Consider the following 21,170-nt stretch of genomic DNA (forward strand, 5'->3'; position numbering starts at 1 on the left):
GGCCGCCGCGGGGCCGGTCGCCGGCCGGGCCGGGCGTCGGGTGGCGCGGACCGGCCGCCCCGACCGCACGGGGTGCTACCCGCGTACGTCGAGGCGGCCGGTCGTCAGGAACGGCCCGCCGGGCCCCCGCGGTCGATGGTCGCACCGCGACGGCCGGCGGAGCGGGTCACTTGGTCGGCTGGGCCTTCGAGGTGACCGTGATGGTGCCGGCGGCGATGTCCGCCTTGAGCTTCTCGACCTCGGCCTTGAGGTCCGCCGGGACCTTGCTGTCGAAGTCGTGGTACGGGGCGAGCGAGACGCCGTCGTTGGCCAGGTTGCCCACGAAGCCCGGGGTGGCCTGGAGCTTCTCGCCACCGGCGGCCTTGACCACGGCCTCCTTGACGGAGTCGGCGATGTTCTTGACCACGGTGGTCAGCAGCACCGAGCAGCTCGGGGTGCTCTCACAGCCGTCGGAGTCGACCCAGATGACCGAGTACTTGCCGCCGGAGGCCTGGGCCGCCGCGGTGGTGCCGAGGCCCGCGCCGCCGGCGACCGGCATGATGATGTCCGCACCCTGGGCGACCAGCGTGTCGGAGACCTTCTTGCCCTCGTCCTGCTTGCCGAAGTCGTTGGTGAAGGAACCCTTCTGGGTCGCCTTGTCCCAGCCCAGTACCTGGACGTTCTTGCTCTTGGCCTTGTTGTAGTACGCCACACCGTCGGCGAAGCCGTCCATGAAGATGGTGACCGGCGGGATCGGCAGGCCGCCGTAGGTGCCGACCTTGCCGGTCTTGCTCATCCCGGCGGCCAGGTAGCCGGCCTGGAACGCGGCCTGCGCGGTGTCGAACTGCATCGGGTAGATGTTGCCGACACCCGGGTTCGAGTCGACGATGCCGAACTGCTGGTTCGGGTTCGCCTGGGCGATCTTCTTCGTGGCGTCGGTCATGAGGCCACCGACGGCCAGGATGAAGTCGCACTTCTGGTTGACGTACCCGGTCAGGTTGACCTCGTAGTCCGCCTCGGCCTTCGACGCGACGTACTTGATGTCGATGTTGTCGTTGGCCTTCTTGGCCTCCTGCAGGCCCTTCCAGGCGGAGGTGTTGAACGACTTGTCGTCGATGCCGCCGACGTCGGTCACCATGCAGGCGCTGTACTTCTTGGCGTCGCCGCCACCAGCCTTCTTGTCGTCCTCGGGGGCCTCACCACACGCGGCGGCGCCCAGCACGAGCCCACCCGCCACGAAGGCGGAGGCAATCCGCATCCCACGCACAGAGCGCAAGACGTCTCCTTCCCATTGCACACCGCTGTGCGCGGTGGCAGCCCTTGAGCCGGCCTGCGTTCGTGCCGCCGGCGTCCCACGTTACGGACGGGAGCGTACGCCCGCGCCCACCCACCGGCCGACAATCGTGCACGACTGTTGAGTGCTTGTTACCCCTACGTAACCCTTGGGTGGGGCAGATCACTTCTCGTGCTGGTAGTGGCCGGTCGGGTGTCACGAACGTCCGGTTCCCGCGGCCTATCCCCTGGTCAGGGCGTTACCGCCAGAAGACCGCCACCGCCGCGTTGACCAGGGTCAAACCGACGATGGCAAGGAAGTGGCCACGGTTGACCGACTCCCGCTTACGGGAGAAGAAGACCATGACGAAGATCAGCAGCGCGAGCACCAACTTGGTAACAAGTTTCGCGGGGTCCGGTTCGTTGCCGTCGCGCAGGGGCGCGGAGAGGCCGATCCCGGTCAGCAGCATGATCACGGCTCCCCAGAGCATGGCCGGGTTGATCCGCAGCTTCCCGCTGATGTACTGGACGATCGCGCCGCCGAGCAGCAGGGCGAAACCGATCAGATGGACGTAGCGCAGTATCAGTCTCAGAGCTTCCACGCGGACCATCCTCCCCCACCAACGACGCTTCGTAGTAGGGGCCCACCGGGACGATAGGGGGCGAGTAGACGGAGCGCCCGGCCGGATTGTCCCGGCCGGGCGCCTCGACGAGCTGTCCGCCACCGTGGGCGGCGGTACCGTCCGTCAGCCGTCGATCTGCACCGAGCCATTGATCTTGCTGTCCCGCACCGACGCCTTGGCGCCGAGCGCGGTCACCGAACCGTTGACCCGGCTCTCCACGATGGACACCAGCGAGGCGCCGTCCGCCTTGACGCCGCCGTTGATGCTCGCGTTGAACGCGATCAGGCCGGCCCCCGGCGCGACCTTCACGCCGCCGTTGACCGTCGCCCCGTCCAGGCAGGCGACTCCGGACGTGACGGTGAGTCCGCCGTTGCGCCGATCGGTGATCACCTCGGTGCACGCCGGGTAGCTGGGCTGGCTCTGCACGTTCAGCTCACCGAAGGCGACCGCGCGGGCGTTGTCGGTACGCGGGTCGGTCAGCTTGAGGACGTCCAGGCCCTTCTGGATGTCACTGGAGTAGATGTATCCGTTGTGGTAGTAGGTCGACCAGGAGCCACCGAGGATCAGGCGGGTCGCCGAGAGCGGCCCCCGCTCCCAGTAGGCGATCTCCTGGGGGTTGGCCGAGTCGGTGAAGTCCCAGACCGAGATGCCGCCCTGGTACCAGGCCTGGACCATGATGTCGCGGCCCATCGCCGGGATGAGCGAGCCGTTGTGCGCCACGCAGTTCTCGGTGCTGGTGTTCTGCCGCGGGATCTTGAAGTAGCTCTTGAACACGAGGGAGCGGTTCGTTCCGGACCCCGCGATGTCGAAGATCGCGTCCGCGCCGCGCTTCGGCCCGATGGTCGGGTTGCAGGTCGCGCTGCTGCCACCACCGAGCTCGTCGGTGAAGACCACCTTGGTGCCGGCGTTGTTGAACGTGGCCGAGTGCCAGAACGCGAAGTTGGTGTCCCGCACCCGGCTGAGCACCACCGGGCTCTCCCGGTCGGCGATGTCCATCAGGATGCCGTCACCCATGCAGGCGCCGGCGGCGAGGTCCAGCTCCGGGTAGACGGTCACGTCGTGGCAGCCGCTGGTCGAGTTCGCCCCGTCGGCGCCGGGGAACAGGTTCGGCGTGGCCACCACGGCGGCCCCGGTCGGGTTGTCCAGCGGCACCTTGATGATCGACAGCTTGTCGTGCGGCGGCTGGCAGTCCGGGGCGCTCGCCGACGGGCTGTACGACTGCACGTAGACGTAGAGGTTGCCGTCGTTCTTGCCGGGCACGAGGGTGTGGGTGTGCGAGCCGCAGTCGGTCTCGATGGCCTTGACGTAGGCCGGGCTGGCCTTGTCGGTCACATCGAAGATCCGGATGCCCTCCCACGAGCTCTTGATGCTCGCGGACTGGCTGGTGCTGTTGCACGAGTCGTTGTTGCGCGACGAGTCGACCGAGAGGAACAGCAGGTTGCCGTAGACCGAGATGTCGTTCTGCGAGCCGGGGCAGACGACCTGGCTGGTGATCTGCGGCGCGCTGGGCTTGCTGACGTCGTAGATGGTGAAGCCGTCGTAGTTGCCGACGAAGGCGTAGTTGCCCTGGAACGCCATGTCGGTGGAGTACGACGCCTCCCGGGCGAACGCCCCGGACTTCGGCAGGTTCGCGATCTGCTGGAGGTTCGGGCTGCTGGCGATCTCGTCCACGCCCGGGGCGGTGTACTCGGCCGCGGCCTGGGCGTCGGACTCCGCCGCGGAGAGGCAGAGCTCGGCGAAGTTGTCCCCGGCTTCCCGCAGCGACTCACAGTTGTCGGCGATCTCGCTGGCGTCGGGTGCGCCGATGGCCGGAGCCCCCGCCACCGCCGTCACCAGGAGAGCGGTGGCGGCGGCGAGGCTGACGGCCCCGATTCTGCGCACCCCTCGTGAGGTCTGTCTGAACATTGGCAACGCCCTTCCTGCAGGGGGTCGGTCAAGAAGTAGCGGGACCATATCCGCTGCCAGGAGGGGAGATTGTGATCTGCGACACTGTCTGGAACCAATCAGAATAACGATTCAATAACAAGGATCGCGGAGCGGCGTCACCAATAACCGAAGGTGGGGCCTATGGCCCATATCCCTGCCACGGCCTTCCGCGCAGGTCAGTGCCGCGCTACGATCCCCGCCAACTTGACCAGCGGCGGGAGTCGACTTGTGCTAGGTAAGCGGGTCCGGATGATCCCTCCCCGGCTTCGGGTGATCGTCCTGGTGGAGTTCGCGGTCCTTGTGGTGTTGGCTGCCGGCGCGGCGGCGGCCGTCGGACTGCGCGCCGACGCCCCGACGCCGTCGGCGCGGGCCACCACCGGGGCCACCCCGCCGGCACCCGTCGCCCAGCCCGGCGTACCGGACTCCACCGCCCCGGTGCTGATGCCCGGGCGGCCCGGTGAGACCGCCCGGACCGCGCGCGCGAACGAGGTGACCCCGGGACCGAGCCCGTCCTACAACACGACGGACGTCCGGTTCGTCACGATGATGATCCCGCACCACGAGCAGGCGCTCGTGATGGCGCGGCTCGCCTCGGGCCGGGCCGGGAACCCGAAGATCATCGCCATCGCCGACCGGATCCTGGCGGCGCAGGCGCCGGAGATCGGCGCGCTGGAGAGCTGGCTGGCGGCCCGGGGCCTGGACCGGAAGTCGGGCAGCGACGACGCGCACCGGCACGGCATGGCGGGCATGCAGTCGGCCGAGGCCCTGCGGGCGCTGGAGACCGCCCGCGGCCCCGCCTTCGACCGGATGTTCGTGGCCATGATGAGCGAGCACCACCAGGGCGCCATCGCCATGGCCCGGGAGGCGCTGGCCCTCGGCGTCGACAGCATCGTCAACGAGACGGCGACCAGCGTCAGCTTCGAACAGTCGGTGGAGATCGAACGGATGCGCGAGGCGCTGGCCGGTTGACCCGACCGAAGCCGCGGCGGCCCGACGGAAGCCGGGCCGCCGCCGGGCCGGTCAGCCGAGTCGCCAGACCTGGAAGGTCGGGCCGTCGGCGGGGAGGACGACCGCGCCGTCGGCGTCCGGGCGCAGCGCGGGAGCGCCGCCGTAGGCGTTCTCCCCCGCGGGCAGGCCGGTGATCCGGACCGGGGTGCCGGCGGACCGCCGGGCCAGCACGAGAACCGCGCCGGTCGGCGCCTCGCGGAGGAAGACCAGGGTGTCCGCGTCGGCGTACACCCGGCGCAGGCCGCCGTGGCGCAGCGCCGGCTCGGTGCGGCGCAGCGCGATCAGCGCCCGGTACGCCGCGAACGTGCCGGCGTCCCAGCTCTGCGGCCGGTGCCACGGCATCGGGGTGCGCGACCCCTCCCCGTTCGTGCCGGTCAGCCCCAGTTCGTCCCCGGCGAAGATCACCGGGGTGCCCGGCATGGTGGCGAGCAGGCCGGCGGCCACCTCCTGCCGGGCCGCGTCGCCGACCACGGTGCGGATCCGGGCCGAGTCGTGCGAGCCGAGGAGCTGCCACGAGTGCACGTACGACCGCCAGGAGATCAGCGACCGGTAACTGTCCATGGTGGCCAGCACCGCGCCGGCGTCCCGCCGCCGGACCCCGCCCGGGGTGCCGAGGAAGTTCGGCACCGGGTCGTCGCCGTGCCGCAGCCAGGACCAGACCGGGTCGGTGAAGCCCACATAGTTCATCGTGCCGTGCCAGCCGTCGCGGTCGAGGTCGCCGGTGTGGTCGTGGCCGTGCTCGGCGAGCACCAGCCCGTCGGCCCTGGTGTCGGCCACCACCTCGCGCAGCAGCCGGGCCACCTCGTGGGTGTACGCGTCCGCGCCCCGCCGGCCGGTCATGTTCGCCACGTCCACCCGCCAGCCGTCGAGCGCGTACGGGGGCCGCAGCCAGCGGCGCAGCAGGGAGTCCGGTGCGGTGGCGAAGCGGCGGCGCAGCTCGGCACTGCCCCAGTTCAGCTTCGGCAACGACCGCACCCCGTTCCATGACTCGTACGACGGCTCCAGGTCGCAGTGCGGCGTCAGACTCGCCGAGCTGGAGTTGTCGCAGCCGGTCGCCTCGTCGAAGTAGTACAGCCCTCGCTCGGGGGCGTGCGGGTCGGCGCGGGCGGCGGTGAACCACTCGTGCGCGTCGCCGGTGTGGTTGCTGGTGATGTCGCCGAGCAGCCGCCAGCCCCGGGCCCGGACGGCGTCAGCGAGCCGGGCCAGCGCGGCGTCCCCGCCGAGCAGCGGGTCGACGGTGTCGAAGCTGGCCGCGTCGTACCGGTGGTTGGACCGGGCCGGGAAGATCGGCGTCAGGTAGACGGTGTTGACCCCGAGCCGGTCCAGGTGGTCCAGCCGCTCGGCGATGCCGTCCAGGTCGCCGCCGTAGAACTGGCGCGGCGTCTCCGGGCCGCGCCCGATCACCGGGGTGTCCCAGTCGCAGGGGATCGCCCAGTCCGGGGCCGGCCGAGCGGCGGCGGCGGCCGAGCGGGCGAACCGGTCGGGGAAGATCTGATAGATCACCGCGTCCCGGGTCCAGGCCGGCGGCGGGGCATGGCTGACCAGCTTGAAGTCACCGTTGTCCGGCACGTCGTGGTCGAACTGGCCGGCGGCGTTGAGCCAGCGGCTGCCGCCGGCGCCGGTGAGCATGAACCGGTAGTTGCTGACCGGGTTGCGCACCTCGACGTCGGCGCGCCACCAGACGTCCCCGCCGGCACGGCGGTCGACGACGGCCTCGACGAAGCGCGGCTCGCCGTCTGCGGTGGTGCGCACGTGCACGGTCCGCACGTCCGCCCCGGCGGGGACCCGGACGAAGACCGGGACGCGCTGCCCGAGGGCGGGCTCCTGCTCGGGAACGTAGGTGGCGGAGCCGTCGTGGTGCGGGTGCAGCGGGATCATGGGCGGGGTCCTTCCGGGTCCGATCCGGTACGGGGAGAGGTCGGCCCCCGTCCACGATGGACGGTGGCCGGTTGCGTGCTCCGGTGTACGTCGTCGAACGCCGACGCCCTTGCCGCAGCGTGGCCGCCGCGGCCGGTCGGGGTGACCGGCCGCGACGCCCGAGCCGAGGAGGCTCAGCCGGTGCGAGCCGAGGGGAGGCTCAGCCCTTCACCGCCCCGGCGGTGAGGCCGGAGACGATGTAGCGCTGGAGGAACTGGAAGACCAGCACCGTCGGGATCGCGGTGAGCAGGGTCGCCACCGCGAAGATGCCGAAGTTGTTGTTCCGCTCGTTGCCCTGGAGCATGCCGTACATGCCGACCGCCAGGGTCTTCGAGTCTGTGCCGGTCAGGAAGACGTTCGCCATCAGGAACTCGTTGATGGTGCCGATGAAGGCGAGCAGGCCGGTCACCGCCAGGATCGGCGCCACCAGCGGCAGCATGATCCGGAAGAAGACCTGGGCGTGGGTGGCCCCGTCCATGGTGGCGGACTCGTCCAGCTCGCGGGGCAGGGTGTCGAAGAAGCCCTTCATCAGCCAGGTGTTCACCCCGAGCGCGCCGCCCAGGTAGAGCAGCAGCAGGCCCCACGGAGTGTTGAAGCCGATCGACGGCCACAGGTCGGTGATCGTGCCGAAGATCAGGAAGATCGCCACGATCGCCAGGAACTGCGGGAACATCTGGATCAGCAGCAGCGAGAGCAGCCCGACCCGCCGGCCCCGGAAGCGCATCCGGGAGAAGGCGTACGCCGCCAGCGACGACAGGAAGACCGACGTGAACGAGGCGACCCCGGCGATCAGCAGCGAGTTGAGGAACCACCGCCCGAACGCGGTGCGCCCGAACAGCTCGCCGAAGTTGCCGAACGACACCCCGTCGGTGGGCACCAGTTCCGTCGAGGAGAGGGTGCCCAGCGGGTTGAGCGCCGCGGAGAGCACGAACACGATCGGGAAGAGGCTGAACAGCACCCCGAGCACGCCGACGACGTGCCGCCAGCCGACCTGGGCGAACCAGCGGTTGCGCCGCCGGCCGCCCGCGTCGCGGTTGGCCGGCGGGGGTCCGCCGGCCACGCCGCCCGTGGCCGGGACCCCGGTGAGGGTGGTCACGAGTACACCTCCTCCTGCTTGCGGGTGCTCCGGAAGCTCACCGCCGACACCACCGCGACGATGGTGAAGATGAACAGCGAGATCGCCGCCGCGAACCCGAACTCCGCGCCCTGCGCGCCGAACGCCAGCCGGTAGGTGTACGTGATCAGCAGGTCGGTCGCGCCGTTGGTCGGGTTGTCCGCCGGGAACGGCGCGCCCTCGGTGGTCAGGTAGATCGCGTTGAAGTTGTTGAAGTTGTACGCGAACGACGAGATCAGCAGCGGCGAGAGCGCGACCAGCAACAGCGGCAGGGTGACCGCCCGGAACGACTGCCAGGGCGACGCGCCGTCGACGGAGGTGGCCTCGGTCAGCTCGCGTGGGATCGCCTGCAACGCGCCCGTGGCCACCAGGAACATGTACGGGTAGCCGAGCCAGAGCTGCACCAGGATCACCGCGAAGCGGGCGCTCCAGTCGTGGCCGAACCAGTCGATGCTCAGCCCGAACAGGTTGTTGATCAGGCCGAAGTCGGTGTTGAACATGTCCCGCCAGACCAGCAGCATCGCGAACGACGGCATGGCGTACGGCAGGATCAGCAGCACCCGGTAGAGGTTGGTGCCGCGCATCCGGGGCGAGTGCAGCGCCAGCGCGATGAACATGCCGAGGATGAACGTGCCGCCGGTGGAGCCGAGCGCGAAGGCGAAGTTCCAGAGCAGCGTGCCGAGGAACGGCCCGGAGATGTTCTCGTCGGTGAGCACCCGGGTGAAGTTCGACAGGCCGACGTTGACCTTCCAGCCCTGGGCGAGGCGCTCGCCGTCGGCGGCGACGAAGGAGCCGGTCGCCTCGTCGGCCGACCAGGTCTTGCCGGTCTCGTTGTCCTTGACGCAGTCGCAGCCGGCGTCGTACGCCCGGATGGCCTTGCCCTCGTAGGCGCGGGACAGGCCGGACGAGCGCAGCGCGCCCCCGGCGGTCGGCACCACCAGGTCGGTGATCTCCTGGCTGCGGGCGCTGGCCTGACCGAAGTTCAGCACGGTGTAGCCGTCGGCGGCGGTGACCTTGCCGCCCGGGGCGACGGTCACGTCGGCGGCGTCGAGCTGCCGCAGCCCCTCGCCGTCGCCGGCGGAGACCGCACCGGTCCTCGGGTCGGTGACCAGGAAGATCAGCGGCCCGGTGGCCGGGTCGCCCGCGGTGGCGACGGAGAGGGCGTACTCCGCCGAGCCGGGCACCTGCTTGACCGAGGCGGTCTGGATGGCGACGATCGCGTCGTCCTTGCTGCCGCGGTGGCCGTCGCCGAAGTTCGTGAACGCGGTGCTCGCGGTGTACAGCACCGGGACGATCTGGAACGCGATCAGGAACAGCGTGCCGGGGACCAGGTACTTGGCCGGGATGTGCCGGCGGGTGAGGTAGAGGTAGCACAGCCCGGCGGTGGTGACGGCCAGCAGGGCCAGCCCGGCCCACTTCTCGGCCTCGACGAGCGGGAAGGCCGCCCAGATCGCGATCCCGGCCACCAGGCCGAGCAGGACCACCTTGACGGCGAGGCCGGTCGCGGTGACCGGCGCGTGGTGCCGCGCGTTGCGTGCGGTGCGCGGGAGCCCGGAGCCGGCGGGCCCCCGGCCCGGGTTCCGCCTGACGGAACCCGGGCCGGACAGCTTCGTGCTCATTACTTGATCGAGCCGGAGATCGTCTTGCCGGCCGCGGTGATCGTCTTGGCCGGGTCGGCGCCGCCGATGACGGCGGCCTCGGCCTTGCCGAACGGGTCCCAGATCGCGGCCATCGCCGGGATCGCCGGGAGCACCTGGCCGTTCTTGCCGGCCTCGGTGAACTTGGCCAGGTCCGGGTCGCTGCCCTTGACCTGGTCGAGGGCGGCGGTCAGCGCCGGCGGGCGCGGCTCGGCGTTGTACAGCGCCACGGCCAGATCCGGCTTGGTCGTGTAGTTGGCCACGAACTCCTGGGCGAGGGCCTTGTTCTTGCCCTTGGCCGCCACGTAGAAGGCCTGCACGCCCACGAACGGCTGGGCCTCCTTGCCACCGGCGAAGCCGGGGAAGGCGGAGATGTCGTAGGAGATGCCGGCCTTCTTCACGTCGACCGTGGCCCACGGGCCGGAGGCCAGGTAGGCGCACTTCTTGCCGGTGAAGGTGGCGATCGAGTTGGTGTCGGCGATGGAGCGCTTCAGCACGCCCGCGCCCTTCTCACCGAGCGCGCCGATCTTCTTGAACGCCTCGATCGACTCCGGCTTGCCCACGCCCAGGTCCTTCGGGTCGTAGTCGCCGTTGGCGGCGGTGCCGAACAGGTAGCCGCCGGCCGAGGTGTACAGCGGGTAGATGTGGTAGGCGTCGCCGTTCTGGCCGACCTGGAGGCAGAGGATCTCGCTGACCTTCTTCTCGGCCTTGAGCTTCTTGCCGGTGGCGACCAGGTCCTCGATCGTCTTCGGCGCCTCGGGGGCCAGGTCGGTGTTGCGGATCAACGCCAGGTTCTCCTGCGCGTACGGCACGCCGTAGAGCTGGCCGTTGAAGGTGACGGCCTTGATCGCGGTCTCGTTGAACGCGCTCTTCTGGTCGGCGGCGAGCTGCACCGGGTCGATGGCGCCGTTCTGGACCATGTTGCCGATCCAGTCGTGCGCGCCGACCACCACGTCCGGGCCGCTGCCCTGCTGCGAGGCGGTGACGAAGTTGGTCTGCAGGTCCTTGGAGACGGCCTGCACCTCGACGGTCACGCCGTTCTCCTGGCCGAACTTCTCGGCGAAGGGCTTCAGGGCGGCCGTCCGCTTGTCGTCGGCCCAGATCACCAGCTTGCCGCCGGCGGCGTTGGCGGACTCCTTCGCGGCCGGCGCGCTGCTGTCGTCGTCGCCACCGCCGCAGCCGGAGGCGGCCAGCGCCAGGCCGAGAACGGCGACCACACCCGCGGTACGGATGCGCATCGGTACTCCTGTCGTCATGGCGGGTGCGCCGGGGGAAGGGCGGCCCGCCAGTGGGAACCTTCGTAAGTTCTTGCTGCCCGACGCCCGGTTGCTGCGCCGCTGCTCTCGCATGTTTCGGGGACGTTAGCAAGGGGTTGCAGATAATGGAAGGGCTTGCAGGCATGTACGCAAGAACTTGCCCGTGAGCTAAAGTGCGGCCATGCGCGCTCGACTGTCCGACATCGCCCAACAGGCCGAAGTCAGCGAGGCCACGGTGTCGCGGGTGCTCAACGACCGCCCTGGCGTGGCCCCCGAGACCCGGCAGGCCGTCCTGACCGCACTCGACGTCCTCGGCTACGAACGTCCGGCGCGGCTGCGCAAGCGCAGCGCCGGTCTCGTCGGCCTGGTCGTGCCGGAGCTGGACAACCCGATCTTCCCCGCCTTCGCCCAGGTGATCGAGTCGACCCTGGCGCAGAGCGGGTTCACCCCGGTGCTGTGCACCCAGACCCCGGGCGGGGTCACCGAGGACGAGTACGTCGAGATGCTGCTCGACCGCCAGGTTTCCGGCATCGTGTTCGTCTCCGGCCTGCACGCCGACACCGCGGCCAACCACGACCGGTACCGGGCGCTGATCGCCCGGCCGCTGCCCGTCGTCATGATCAACGGGTACGTGCCGGGCGTCGCCGCGCCCTTCGTCTCCTGCGACGACCGGGAGGCCACCGAGCTGGCCGTGGCCCACCTGGTCGCCCTCGGGCACCGCCGGATCGGCCTGGTCACCGGCCCGGACCGGTTCGTCCCGGTGCAGCGCCGGGTGGCCGGCTGGCGGGCCGCCATGGTGCGCCTGGCGGGCCTGCCGGACACCGAGCTGGCCGAGCTGGCCGAGCTGACCCTGTTCGGGGTGGAGGGCGGCGAGGCGGCGGCCGGGCGGCTGCTGGAGCGCGGGGTGACCGGCGTGGTCTGCGGCTCCGACCTGATGGCGCTCGGCGCGGTCCGGGCGGCCCGGCAGCGCGGCCTGTCCGTGCCGGGCGACCTGTCGGTGGTCGGGTACGACGACTCGCCCCTGATGGCCTTCACCGACCCGCCGCTGACCACGATGCGGCAGCCGGTGGCCGCGATGGCGGTGGCCGCCGTCCGGGCCCTGGTCGACGAGATCAACGGGCACGCCGCGCCGCACTCGGAGTACCTGTTCCGGCCCGAGCTGGTGGTGCGGGGCTCCACCGCCGTCGTCCGGCAGGCCGCCGCCGGCGCGACCCGGCAGCGCCCGGCGCCCCCGGCCCTCGCCGTCCCCGCCTGAGCCCGCCCGCCCCACGCCCGCCCCTGCTCCCCGGCCGCCCCCGCGGTCGCCCGCCAGGGTCCCGCCGGCCGCCGTCGCGCCACCACGGGGGCCGGCGATTCCGGCACCGGGCCGACGTCGGCACCGCACCCCCGCCAGCACCGGCGTCATTTCTTGCGCAAACCCTGCTTGACTCTTGCAGCAACCGGGCGGCATTCTGCTCTGACACCCGGGTGGCACACCACCGTGCCACGCCGCACCACGCAGTCCGCGCCACAGAACGGGGATCGCCACCGATGACCGCCAGCAACCCCACGCCGCTGACCTCCGACGACGACTGGTGGCGCTCCGCGGCCGTCTACCAGGTCTACGTCCGCAGCTTCGCCGACTCCGACGGCGACGGGGTCGGCGACCTGCGGGGCATCCGCGAGCGCCTGCCGTACCTGCGTGACCTCGGGGTCGACGCGCTCTGGCTCACCCCCTTCTACACCTCGCCGATGGTCGACGGCGGCTACGACGTGGCCGACTACCGCGACGTCGACCCGATGTTCGGCACGCTCACCGACTTCGACGCGATGATCACCGACGCGCACGCCCTGGGCCTGCGGATCATCGTCGACCTGGTGCCCAACCACACCTCCAGCGCGCACCCGTGGTTCGCCGCCGCGCTGGCCGCCGCCCCCGGCTCCCCCGAGCGGGCCCGCTACCTCTTCGCCGAGGGCAGGGGCGCCGACGGCGAGCTGCCGCCGAACGACTGGGAGAGCATCTTCGGCGGCCCGGCCTGGACCCGGGTGCCCGACGGCCAGTGGTACCTGCACCTGTTCGACCCGGCCCAGCCGGACCTCAACTGGCGGCACCCCGAGGTCCGCGCCGAGTTCGAGGACGTCCTGCGGTTCTGGCTCGACCGGGGCGTGGACGGGTTCCGCATCGACGTGGCCCACGGCATGATCAAGGCCGAGGGGCTGCCGGACGTCGGCTTCAGCAGCATGACCACCGGCCGGCGTCAGTCGGAGCTGCTCGGCAAGGGCCGGCTGCCCTACTTCGACCAGGACGAGGTGCACGACATCTACCGGTCCTGGCGGCCGATCCTGGACAGCTACCCCGGCGGCCGGATGGCGGTCGCCGAGGCGTGGGCCGAGACGCCGCAGCGACTGGCCCGCTACATCGGCCCGGACGAGCTGCACCAGGCGTTCAGCTTCGACTTCCTCGACGCCACCTGGTCGGCCGACTCGTTCCGCAAGGTGATCGACACCGCGCTGGCCGAGGCGAAGATCGTCGGCGCGCCGACCACCTGGGTGCTGTCCAACCACGACAAGCAGCGGCACGTCACCCGGTACGGCGACGGCGAGATCGGGCTGCGCCGGGCCCGGGCGGCCAGCCTGCTGATGCTCGCCCTGCCCGGCTGCGCGTACCTCTACCAGGGCGAGGAGCTGGGCCTGCCGGAGGTGCTCGACCTGCCGGACGAGCTGCGCCAGGACCCGTCGTTCCTGCGCACCGGCGAGAGCCGGGACGGCTGCCGGGTGCCGATCCCGTGGAGCGGTGAGCTGGCCCCGTACGGCTTCGGCCCCGCGGGCGGCACGCCGAGCTGGCTACCGGCCCCGGCCACCTGGGCCGCCCTCTCCGTCGCCGCCCAGGCCGGGGTGCCCGGCTCGACGCTGGAGCTCTACCGCGCCGCGCTGCGGATCCGGCACTCCCACCCCGCGCTCGGCCGGGACGCCGGCGGGGTGGTCTGGCTGGAGACCACCGGCCCGGGGGTGCTGGCCTTCCGCCGGACCGCCGGCGACGCCGAGCTGACCTGCGTGGTCAACCTCAGCGACGCCGAGATCCTGATCGACGGGTACGGCCGGCCGGTCGCCGCCAGCGCGGAACTCACCGAGCAGGGCGCCGGGCACGTCCTGCCGGTGGACGCCGCCGCGTGGTTCGACCGGCGCCGAGCGGGGTAACCCGCTGTTGAGCCCCTGGTCGTCCGTCGTGCCCCGCGCCGACGGGCGGCTGAGTCGTCGACCCCTTGTGGTGGGGGGTGAGGTGCCGCCGGCGCCTCGTGGAGTCCGCTCCGCGGGGCGCCGGCGGCCATCTGGGCCACGGGATCGACGCGCACCGCTCCGCCGGGCACCTCCCGGCAGACGGTACGGGGAACCGGTCAGCCGCCCTTCTCGGTGAGCAGCTTGGCGATCCGGGCGAAGCCGGCCCGCAGCTCGGCCTCGTCCGGCGCCGGCTGCGGCCCGGTCCGGTCGTCCGCCTCGGCTGCCGCCTCCAGCTCGTCGTCGACGACGTCCTCGAAGTCGCCGTAGAGGTCGGCCGCCTCGATCCGGTTCGCCTCGTCCCGCGCGGCGAGCTGGGCGGCGGCGATCTCGCTGCGGATCTCGTCCGGCGACAGCGCCGGCAGCAGGGGCTCGACCACCGCCATGAACTGCTCCTCGGCCACCACCGACTCGGCGAGGGCCAGCGCGTGCGGTCGCTCGTACGGGCCGCAGACCACCGGCTCCCACTCGTCGGCGTCGCCGAGCGGCCCGAAGGTGATGATCCACGGCAGGCCGAGCATCGGCGAGTCCGCCGGCAGGTCCAACGTCACGAGAGCGCCCACGCGCTCATCATGGGGGGTCTTCACGTTCGAGTGGGCAGCTTTTGCCCGGATTGCCGGCTGTTCGGCTGCCGGTCCGGCGCTTGTCCACCGCCCGACCGAGGCTCACTCAGCCCGCCGGGCCGCGTCGAGGGCGGCCCGGACCAGGGCCAGCGCGGCGTCCGGCGCGACCCCGAGCCGGGCGGCCTCGGCCGCGTACCCGGCCGCCACCCGCTGCAACCGGTCCACCGCGTCGTCCCGGCCCGGCGCCACGAAGGTGCCGTGCCGCCCCCGCGTCTCCAGCAGCCCGGCGGCCTCCAGTTCGCGGTACGCCCGGGCCACCGTGTTCACCGCCAGCCCCAGTTCCTCGGCGAGCCGGCGGACCGTCGGCAGCCGGGTGCCGACCGGCAGCCGCCCGTCGCCGATCTGCTCGGCGAGCCGGCCGCGCACCTGCTCGTACGGCGGCACCGGCGACGCCGGGTCCACGGTGATCCGCATGTCAGCCCGCTCCCCCGGGCGCGCCCGGATCGGTGTCGACGTCGATGTCGGCCGGTGCCGGCCCCTCGGCCAGGTCCACCACCCGGCCGTACGGGCTGGTCGCGGCGAGCGCCGCGCCGAACAGGACGAGCTGGTTGAGCAGGTAGAGGTAGAGCAGTACGCCGACCGCACCGGCCACCACCGTGTACGCCGGGTTCCGCTCGGTGCGCACCACGTAGTACCGCCCGACCGTGTTCAGCAGCGTGATGCCGACCGCGACCGCGAACACCACCGGGCGCAGCCGGCGCCGGCTCATCCGCAGCCGGGGCACCGCCACCAGCAGCGCGGTCGCCAGCACCGCGTTGACCAGCACGCTGAGCGCCGCGCTCACCACCGTCAGCCCCACCGAGCCGGTGCTGCTCAGCAGGAACCGCAGCAGCGACTCCAGCGCGTCCACGGCGGCCACCGAGACGCCGAGCATCACGAACACCAGCAGCAGCACGCCAAGGTCGACCAGCCGGCGCACCACCAGGTTGCCGGGCTGCTGGTTGAGCCCGTACATCAGCCGCTGCGACGAGCGGATCGCCTCCACCCAGCCGATCCCGGTGAAGGCCAGGATGACCAGGCCGACCACGCCGACGGTGTTGCTGCTCTGGGCGATCTGCTCCGGGTCCAGGAAGGGCAGGTTCTCCCGGAGGAACCCGGCGGCGGCGGCGCTGACCTCGTCGTTGTCCTCCAGGATCGCCCCGAAGACCGAGTACGCGACCAGGGCGAGCGCGAAGACCGCGAAGAAGCCGTAGTACGCGATGGCCGCCGCCAGCCGCCCGGCGAGCACCTCGCCGTACAGCATCCCGGCCCGCCACAGGTGGTCGAACGTCCGTGACCGGCGGCGCGCGGCGGTGACCCGCCGGTCGACGCCGGCCCCGATCCGCCCGATCACGTTCACGCCGTCATCCTCGCCGATCGACCGCCGGTACGTCGACGGCCCGCCGGTTCAGGTGCCGAGGAGAAAGTCCCGGCGCGGCTGCCACCGGGTCTGCCCGCTGTGCGAGAAGAGGGTGAACGCGTCCACCTCGAACATCGCCGAGAAGTCGGCCAGGTCCTCGTACGCCTTGTCCAGCGCCTCCGGGGCGACGTCCTGCGCCACCGTGACGTGCGGGTGGTACGGGAAGCGGGCCTCCCGGTGCAGCTCGGGCGCGGCCCTGATCGCGGCGGCCAGCAACTCGCACTCGCTGATCCCGGCGGCCACCGCCACGAAGACCACCTGGGTGACCGGGCGGAACGTGCCGGTGCCGCGCAGGTGCAGGGTGAACGGCAGGTGGGCGGCGGCCACCGCGGCGAGGTGCCGCTCGACCGCCGGCAGCGCCGCCAGCGGGATCTCGGTGGGCCCGAGCAGCGTCACGTGCGCCGGGACCACCTGGGGGTCGCCGGCCTCGACCCGCCGCCGGGTGAGTGTCCCGCCCCACGGCTCCGGGATGTCCACCGCGATCCCGATCTGGATGGTGTCACCGGCCACCGGTGCCCCGTCCCTGCGATCCACGCTCCGCGCCACCCCTCCGGCCACCGACCCGTCCACCCGTACCTCCCGCGGGCCGGCTACTCGACGCGCACCGGCGGGAGGAAACCGACCCGCTCGTACGCGTCGCGCAGCGTCGCCGAGGCCACCGCGCGGGCCTTCCCAGCGCCGGCCGCGAGCAGCTTGTCGAGCTGGGCCGGGTCGTCGAGGTACGCCCGGGTGCGCTCCTGGATCGGCGTGACGAACTCCCGGACCACCTCGGCCAGGTCCTTCTTCAGGTCGCCGTAGCCCCTGCCGGCGTACGCGGCGACCATGTCGTCGATGCCCCGCCCGCCCAGCGCCGAGTAGATGGTGAGCAGGTTGGAGACGCCCGGCTTGGTCTCGGTGTCGAAGACGATCTCCCGGCCGGTGTCGGTGACCGCCGAACGGATCTTCTTGGCCGAGCGGGCCGGGTCCTCCAGCAGGTCCACGATGCCGGTCGGCGAGGACGACGACTTCGACATCTTCGCGGTCGGGTCCTGGAGGTCGGTGATCTTCGCGGTGTCCTTCACGATGTGCGGCGCGGGGACGGTGAACGTCCGGCCGAACTGCGAGTTGAATCGCTGGGCCAGGTCGCGGGAGAGCTCCAGGTGCTGGCGCTGGTCCTCGCCGACCGGGACGGCGTCGGCCTGGTAGAGCAGGATGTCGGCCGCCTGGAGGATCGGGTACGTGAACAGGCCGACGCTGGACCGGTCGCCGCCCTGCTTCTGCGACTTGTCCTTGAACTGGGTCATCCGGCTGGCCTCGCCGAAGCCGGTGATGCAGCCGAGCACCCAGGCCAGTTGCGGGTGCTCGGGCACCTGCGACTGGACGAACAGGGTGCTGCGCTCCGGGTCCAGGCCGACCGCCAGAAGCTGCGCGGCGGCCACCCGGGACCGCTGGCGCAGCACCGCCGGGTCGTGCCCCGCGGTGATGGCGTGCAGGTCGACCACGCAGTAGAACCCGTCATGGGTGTCCTGCAACGCCACCCAGTGCCGCACCGCGCCGAGGTAGTTTCCGAGGTGGAACGAGTCGGCCGTCGGCTGGATGCCGGAGAAGACGCGTGGGCGGGCGGGTACGTCGGACATGCCGGCAATTCTGTCAGCACCTCCCGCCGTACGTCATGACGGCCCGGCGGGTCGGCTCTCGGCCGCCGGCACCGGGGCGGCGACCTCGCGCCGCGGCTCGGGCAGGCGCACCGCGGAGACCGCGAGCCGGGCCACCCGGCGCCCTTCCAGCGCGAGCACCCGCAGCAGCCACCCCCCGGGCGGGACGTCCGGGGGGCGGCCGTCGGTGGGGGCCAGGGGCACCAGCACCTCGTCGCCGTCGATCGGCAGCCGGCCGAGCGCGGCCATCACGTACCCGCCGACCGTCTCGTACGGGCCGGCGGGCAGCCGTACCCCGGTGCGCTCGGCGAAGTCGGCGAGGTTGAGCCGGCCGTCCACCACGGCGGGCAGCCCGGCCAGCGCCGGCTCGGCGGCGCCATCGTGCTCGTCGTGGATCTCCCCGACCAGTTCCTCGATCAGGTCCTCGCACGTGACGATGCCGGCGGTGCCGCCGTACTCGTCGACCACCACCGCCAGGTGGTGGCCCTCGCGGCGCATCTCGGTCAGCGCGGCCAACACCCGCTTGCTACCGGGCAGCCGCTTGACCTCCCGGGCCAGCTCGCCGACGGCGGTGTCCGGGTCGAGGTCGGGACGCAGCAGCACGTCGCGCAGGTGGACGAAGCCGACCACGTCGTCGTGGGTGCCGTCGACCACCGGGTACCGGGTGTGCGTCTCGGCCCGGACCAGCCGCTCCGCCTCGGCCAGGCTCAGCCCGACGGAGAGGAAGACCACCTCGGTGCGGGGCATCATCACCTCACGGACCAGGCTCGCGCCGGCCACCAGCACCTCGTCGATGATCCGCCGCTCGTCCGGGTCGAGGACGGTGTTGGCGGCGACCAGGTCGCGCAGCTCCGCCTCGCTGATCCGTTCCCGGCCGGCCGCGGGGCTGGCCCCGAGCAGGTCGGTGACCAGCCGGGTGGCGCCGTCGGCGGCCCGGACCACCAGCCGGGCGACCGCCCGGGCCAGCGGCCCCGGCTCGCGTCGGGCCCGCCCCGACGATCGTCGTCGGGGCCCGGGACCGCCCGCTTCCCGCATGCCTGTAGATGGTAAGGCCCCGAAGGGCCCGGCATGGGCGGTAGCGCGAAGGGCAGAGCCGGCGGTGCCGCCCGGATCGACCCGTCGAGGTGGCGGAGCCAGTGTGTTCGGAACTGTTCGTTGTTGCAGGTTCATGGTGGGATGGCGGGTGGCGACGCGACCGCTTTCACCCGGCCGGCGGCTCGTCGGCACCGCGCCGCCGCAGCGGGCCACCGTAGGGTGATCACGAACGGCCGCGGCTCGGCACGGCCAGGCAGGAGGACCCGACGTGAAACTGCTCGTCACCGGCGGCGCCGGCTACATCGGCAGCGTGGTGACCCGGCTGCTGCTCGACGCCGGCCACGAGGTGGTCGTCCTCGACGACCTGCGCACCGGGCACCGCGAGGCGCTCGCCCCGGAGGCCACCTGGGTCGACGCGCCGATCCACGACGCCGCCCGGGTACTCACCCCGGGGGCGGGCTTCGACGGGGTGCTGCACCTCGCCGCCCTGATCGCCGCCGGCGAATCGATGGTCCGGCCGGAGCTGTACTGGCACACCAACACCGTCGGCTCGCTCGCCCTGATCGACGCGGTCCGGGCCGCCGGCGTGCCACGGATGGTCTTCTCCTCCACCGCCGCCGTCTACGGAAACCCGGTCGAGCTGCCCATCCCGGAGACCGCCGTCAAGGCCCCCACCAACACGTACGGCGCCACCAAGCTGGCCGTCGACATGGCGCTGACCTCCGAGGCGATCGGGCACGACCTGGCCGCCGTGTCGCTGCGCTACTTCAACGTCGCCGGGGCGTACCTGCACGGCGACCTCGCCATCGGCGAGCGGCACGACCCGGAGACCCACCTCATCCCGATCGCCCTGGACGTGGCCGCCGGCCGGCGGGAGAAGCTCCAACTCTTCGGCGACGACTACCCCACGGTCGACGGCACCTGCGTGCGCGACTACATCCACGTCGAGGACCTGGCCCGCGCCCACCTGCTGGCGCTCGCCGCCGCCGCGCCCGGCCGGCACCGGATCTACAACCTGGGCAACGGCGCCGGGTTCACCAACCGGCAGGTCGTCGACGTGGTCCGCGAGGTCACCGGCCGGCCGCTGCCGGTCGAGGTGGCGCCGCGCCGCGAGGGCGACCCGGCCGAGCTGGTCGCCTCCTCCGCGCTGGCCCGCGAGGAACTGGGCTGGGTGCCCGAGAAGCCAACCCTGCACGACATGGTCGGCGACGCCTGGGCCTTCTACCGCAGGCACGTCCCGGGGCGCCCGTGACCGACCCCGCGCGTCCCGGCCCCACCGGCGACGTCGCCGACCGCGCCACCGCCGGCTTCCTGCACCGGTACGGCGAGCCACCCGCCGGCCGCTGGGCGGCTCCCGGCCGGGTCAACCTGATCGGCGAGCACACCGACTACAACGACGGGTTCGTGCTGCCGTTCGCGCTGCCGCTGCGTACCGTCGTCGCCGCCGCCCCGCAGGACGACGGGCGGTGGACGGTCGGGTCGGAGCTGTCCGACTGCCCGGTCGAGTTCGGCGCCGACGAGGTCGCCGCGCCCGGCCGGGTCACCGGCTGGGGCGCGTACGTGGCCGGGGTGGTCTGGGCGCTGCGCGACGCCGGCCACCACGTGCCCGGCGCCCGGTTGGCCATCGCCTCGGACGTGCCGCTCGGCTCCGGGCTGTCCTCCTCGGCCGCGCTGGAGGCCGCCGTGCTGGCCGCGCTGGTCGACCTCGGCGGGGTGGACCTGCCGGCCGAGCGGCGGCCCCGGCTCGCCCAGCGGGCCGAGAACACCTACGTCGGCGCGCCCACCGGGATCATGGACCAGGCCGCGGTGATCCGCTGCCGCGCCGGCCACGCGCTGTTCCTCGACTGCCGCACCGAGGCCGTCGAGCACGTCCCGTTCGACCTGGCCGCCGCCGGGCTGGCCGTGCTGGTGGTCGACAGCCGGGCCCCGCACCGGCACGCCGACGGCGAGTACGCCTCCCGCCGCGCCTCCTGCGAGCAGGCGGCGGAGCTGCTCGGGGTGGCCGCGCTGCGCGACGTCCCCGCCGCCGGGCTGGACGAGGCCCTCGCCCGGCTCGACGGCGACGAGATCCGCCGCCGGGTCCGGCACGTGGTCACCGAGGACCAGCGGGTGCTCGACACCGTCGAACTGCTACGCGCCGGCCGGATCCGGGACATCGGGCCGCTGCTGACCGCCTCGCACGCCTCGATGCGGGACGACTTCGAGATCACCGTGCCGGAGATCGACACGGCGGTCGAGGCAGCCCTCGCGGCCGGGGCGTACGGGGCCCGGATGACCGGCGGCGGCTTCGGCGGCTGCGTCCTCGCCCTGGTCGACGCGGACCGCTCCGACGCGGTGGCGGACGCCGTCACGACCGCGTACGCCGGCCGAGGCTTCCACGCCCCCAACTTCCACCTGGCCGCCCCCGCCCCCGCCACCCACCGCCTCCCCTGACCACCCACCCGCCTTCCTCCCCGCGAATTCACGGAAAGAGTGGCTATCCGGGCCGGGAT

The 21,170-nt window shown here is 72.4% G+C and carries 17 protein-coding genes and 1 pseudogene; 5 read left to right on the forward strand and 13 right to left on the reverse strand.

The features are described 5' to 3' along the window. Positions 1-166: 166 nt before the first annotated feature. From OOK41_RS29750 to OOK41_RS29760, 3 genes and pseudogenes are all read right to left on the reverse strand, one after another. Positions 167-1,237, reverse strand: coding sequence for a BMP family protein (locus OOK41_RS29750; RefSeq protein ID WP_117671029.1), 1,071 nt, complete (start codon positions 1,235-1,237; stop codon positions 167-169). 274 nt (positions 1,238-1,511) lie between these two features. Continuing rightward, positions 1,512-1,853 carry a hypothetical protein gene (locus OOK41_RS29755; protein ID WP_117671027.1) on the reverse strand — a complete coding sequence of 114 codons (342 nt, stop codon included), beginning with the start codon at positions 1,851-1,853 and terminating at the stop codon, positions 1,512-1,514. A gap of 435 nt (positions 1,854-2,288) precedes the next feature. After that, positions 2,289-3,779: pseudogene (locus OOK41_RS29760) on the reverse strand (LVIVD repeat-containing protein); the annotation flags it as partial. A gap of 270 nt (positions 3,780-4,049) precedes the next feature. On the opposite strand from OOK41_RS29760, the gene OOK41_RS29765 reads away from it, so the two are divergent. Continuing rightward, positions 4,050-4,769 carry a DUF305 domain-containing protein gene (locus OOK41_RS29765; protein WP_165878213.1) on the forward strand — a complete coding sequence of 240 codons (720 nt, stop codon included), beginning with the start codon at positions 4,050-4,052 and terminating at the stop codon, positions 4,767-4,769. 51 nt (positions 4,770-4,820) lie between these two features. Here the strand turns inward: OOK41_RS29765 and OOK41_RS29770 are convergent, their stop codons facing one another. From OOK41_RS29770 to OOK41_RS29785, 4 genes are all read right to left on the reverse strand, one after another. Next, a complete protein-coding gene (locus OOK41_RS29770) occupies positions 4,821-6,683 on the reverse strand; it encodes a glycoside hydrolase family 13 protein (RefSeq protein WP_266268040.1) in 1,863 nt (620 codons plus the stop codon). A 202-nt stretch (positions 6,684-6,885) separates the two neighbouring features. Further along, complete coding sequence (locus OOK41_RS29775) at positions 6,886-7,785, reverse strand: sugar ABC transporter permease (RefSeq protein ID WP_117671047.1); 900 nt, start codon at positions 7,783-7,785, stop codon at positions 6,886-6,888. Positions 7,786-7,817: 32 nt separating this feature from the next. After that, the gene (locus tag OOK41_RS29780) at positions 7,818-9,458 is read right to left on the reverse strand and encodes an ABC transporter permease subunit (RefSeq protein WP_266267483.1); all 1,641 of its coding nucleotides are present in this window, start codon (positions 9,456-9,458) and stop codon (positions 7,818-7,820) included. Beyond that, positions 9,458-10,714: a maltose ABC transporter substrate-binding protein gene (locus tag OOK41_RS29785; RefSeq protein ID WP_266267484.1), complete on the reverse strand. Its 1,257-nt coding sequence runs from the start codon at positions 10,712-10,714 to the stop codon at positions 9,458-9,460. Before OOK41_RS29785 ends, OOK41_RS29780 begins: the two co-directional genes overlap by 1 nt. A gap of 199 nt (positions 10,715-10,913) precedes the next feature. Here OOK41_RS29785 and OOK41_RS29790 point away from each other — a divergent pair, with 199 nt between their 5' ends. Then, positions 10,914-11,987 (forward strand): LacI family DNA-binding transcriptional regulator, encoded by a 1,074-nt coding sequence (locus OOK41_RS29790; RefSeq protein ID WP_117671017.1) that lies wholly within the window; start codon positions 10,914-10,916, stop codon positions 11,985-11,987. A 275-nt stretch (positions 11,988-12,262) separates the two neighbouring features. Then, complete coding sequence (locus OOK41_RS29795) at positions 12,263-13,909, forward strand: glycoside hydrolase family 13 protein (protein ID WP_266267485.1); 1,647 nt, start codon at positions 12,263-12,265, stop codon at positions 13,907-13,909. A gap of 197 nt (positions 13,910-14,106) precedes the next feature. Here the strand turns inward: OOK41_RS29795 and OOK41_RS29800 are convergent, their stop codons facing one another. From OOK41_RS29800 to OOK41_RS29825, 6 genes are all read right to left on the reverse strand, one after another. Beyond that, complete coding sequence (locus OOK41_RS29800; protein ID WP_117671013.1) at positions 14,107-14,550, reverse strand: hypothetical protein; 444 nt, start codon at positions 14,548-14,550, stop codon at positions 14,107-14,109. Positions 14,551-14,652: 102 nt separating this feature from the next. Further along, positions 14,653-15,024, reverse strand: a complete 372-nt coding sequence (locus OOK41_RS29805) for a GntR family transcriptional regulator (protein WP_117671011.1) — start codon at positions 15,022-15,024, stop codon at positions 14,653-14,655. Between the two features lies 1 nt (position 15,025). After that, entirely contained in the window at positions 15,026-15,949 is a 924-nt protein-coding gene (locus tag OOK41_RS29810; RefSeq protein WP_117671009.1) for a YihY/virulence factor BrkB family protein, read from the reverse strand. A gap of 48 nt (positions 15,950-15,997) precedes the next feature. Beyond that, complete coding sequence (locus OOK41_RS29815) at positions 15,998-16,579, reverse strand: 2'-5' RNA ligase family protein (protein WP_117671007.1); 582 nt, start codon at positions 16,577-16,579, stop codon at positions 15,998-16,000. A gap of 20 nt (positions 16,580-16,599) precedes the next feature. Beyond that, a complete protein-coding gene (trpS, locus tag OOK41_RS29820; protein WP_266267486.1) occupies positions 16,600-17,625 on the reverse strand; it encodes a tryptophan--tRNA ligase in 1,026 nt (341 codons plus the stop codon). Positions 17,626-17,658: 33 nt separating this feature from the next. Next, positions 17,659-18,678: a hemolysin family protein gene (locus OOK41_RS29825; RefSeq protein ID WP_266267487.1), complete on the reverse strand. Its 1,020-nt coding sequence runs from the start codon at positions 18,676-18,678 to the stop codon at positions 17,659-17,661. 268 nt (positions 18,679-18,946) lie between these two features. On the opposite strand from OOK41_RS29825, the gene galE reads away from it, so the two are divergent. Further along, entirely contained in the window at positions 18,947-19,930 is a 984-nt protein-coding gene (gene galE, locus OOK41_RS29830; RefSeq protein ID WP_117671001.1) for a UDP-glucose 4-epimerase GalE, read from the forward strand. A gap of 59 nt (positions 19,931-19,989) precedes the next feature. Further along, entirely contained in the window at positions 19,990-21,111 is a 1,122-nt protein-coding gene (galK, locus tag OOK41_RS29835; RefSeq protein ID WP_266268042.1) for a galactokinase, read from the forward strand. Positions 21,112-21,170 lie beyond the last annotated feature (59 nt).

It is taken from the genome of Micromonospora sp. NBC_01655 (assembly GCF_026339755.1).
Lineage (GTDB): Bacteria > Actinomycetota > Actinomycetes > Mycobacteriales > Micromonosporaceae > Micromonospora.

Excerpts from the sequence above, each read along its gene's own strand:
- OOK41_RS29750 (WP_117671029.1), bottom strand. The coding sequence starts at position 1,237 with ATGCGGATTGCCTCCGCCTTCGTGGCGGGTGGGCTCGTGCTGGGCGCC.
- OOK41_RS29765 (WP_165878213.1), top strand. The coding sequence starts at position 4,050 with ATGATCCCTCCCCGGCTTCGGGTGATCGTCCTGGTGGAGTTCGCGGTC.
- OOK41_RS29780 (WP_266267483.1), bottom strand. The coding sequence starts at position 9,458 with ATGAGCACGAAGCTGTCCGGCCCGGGTTCCGTCAGGCGGAACCCGGGC.
- OOK41_RS29785 (WP_266267484.1), bottom strand. The coding sequence starts at position 10,714 with ATGCGCATCCGTACCGCGGGTGTGGTCGCCGTTCTCGGCCTGGCGCTG.
- OOK41_RS29790 (WP_117671017.1), top strand. The coding sequence starts at position 10,914 with ATGCGCGCTCGACTGTCCGACATCGCCCAACAGGCCGAAGTCAGCGAG.
- OOK41_RS29795 (WP_266267485.1), top strand. The coding sequence starts at position 12,263 with ATGACCGCCAGCAACCCCACGCCGCTGACCTCCGACGACGACTGGTGG.
- OOK41_RS29805 (WP_117671011.1), bottom strand. The coding sequence starts at position 15,024 with ATGCGGATCACCGTGGACCCGGCGTCGCCGGTGCCGCCGTACGAGCAG.
- trpS (WP_266267486.1), bottom strand. The coding sequence starts at position 17,625 with ATGTCCGACGTACCCGCCCGCCCACGCGTCTTCTCCGGCATCCAGCCG.
- OOK41_RS29825 (WP_266267487.1), bottom strand. The coding sequence starts at position 18,678 with ATGCGGGAAGCGGGCGGTCCCGGGCCCCGACGACGATCGTCGGGGCGG.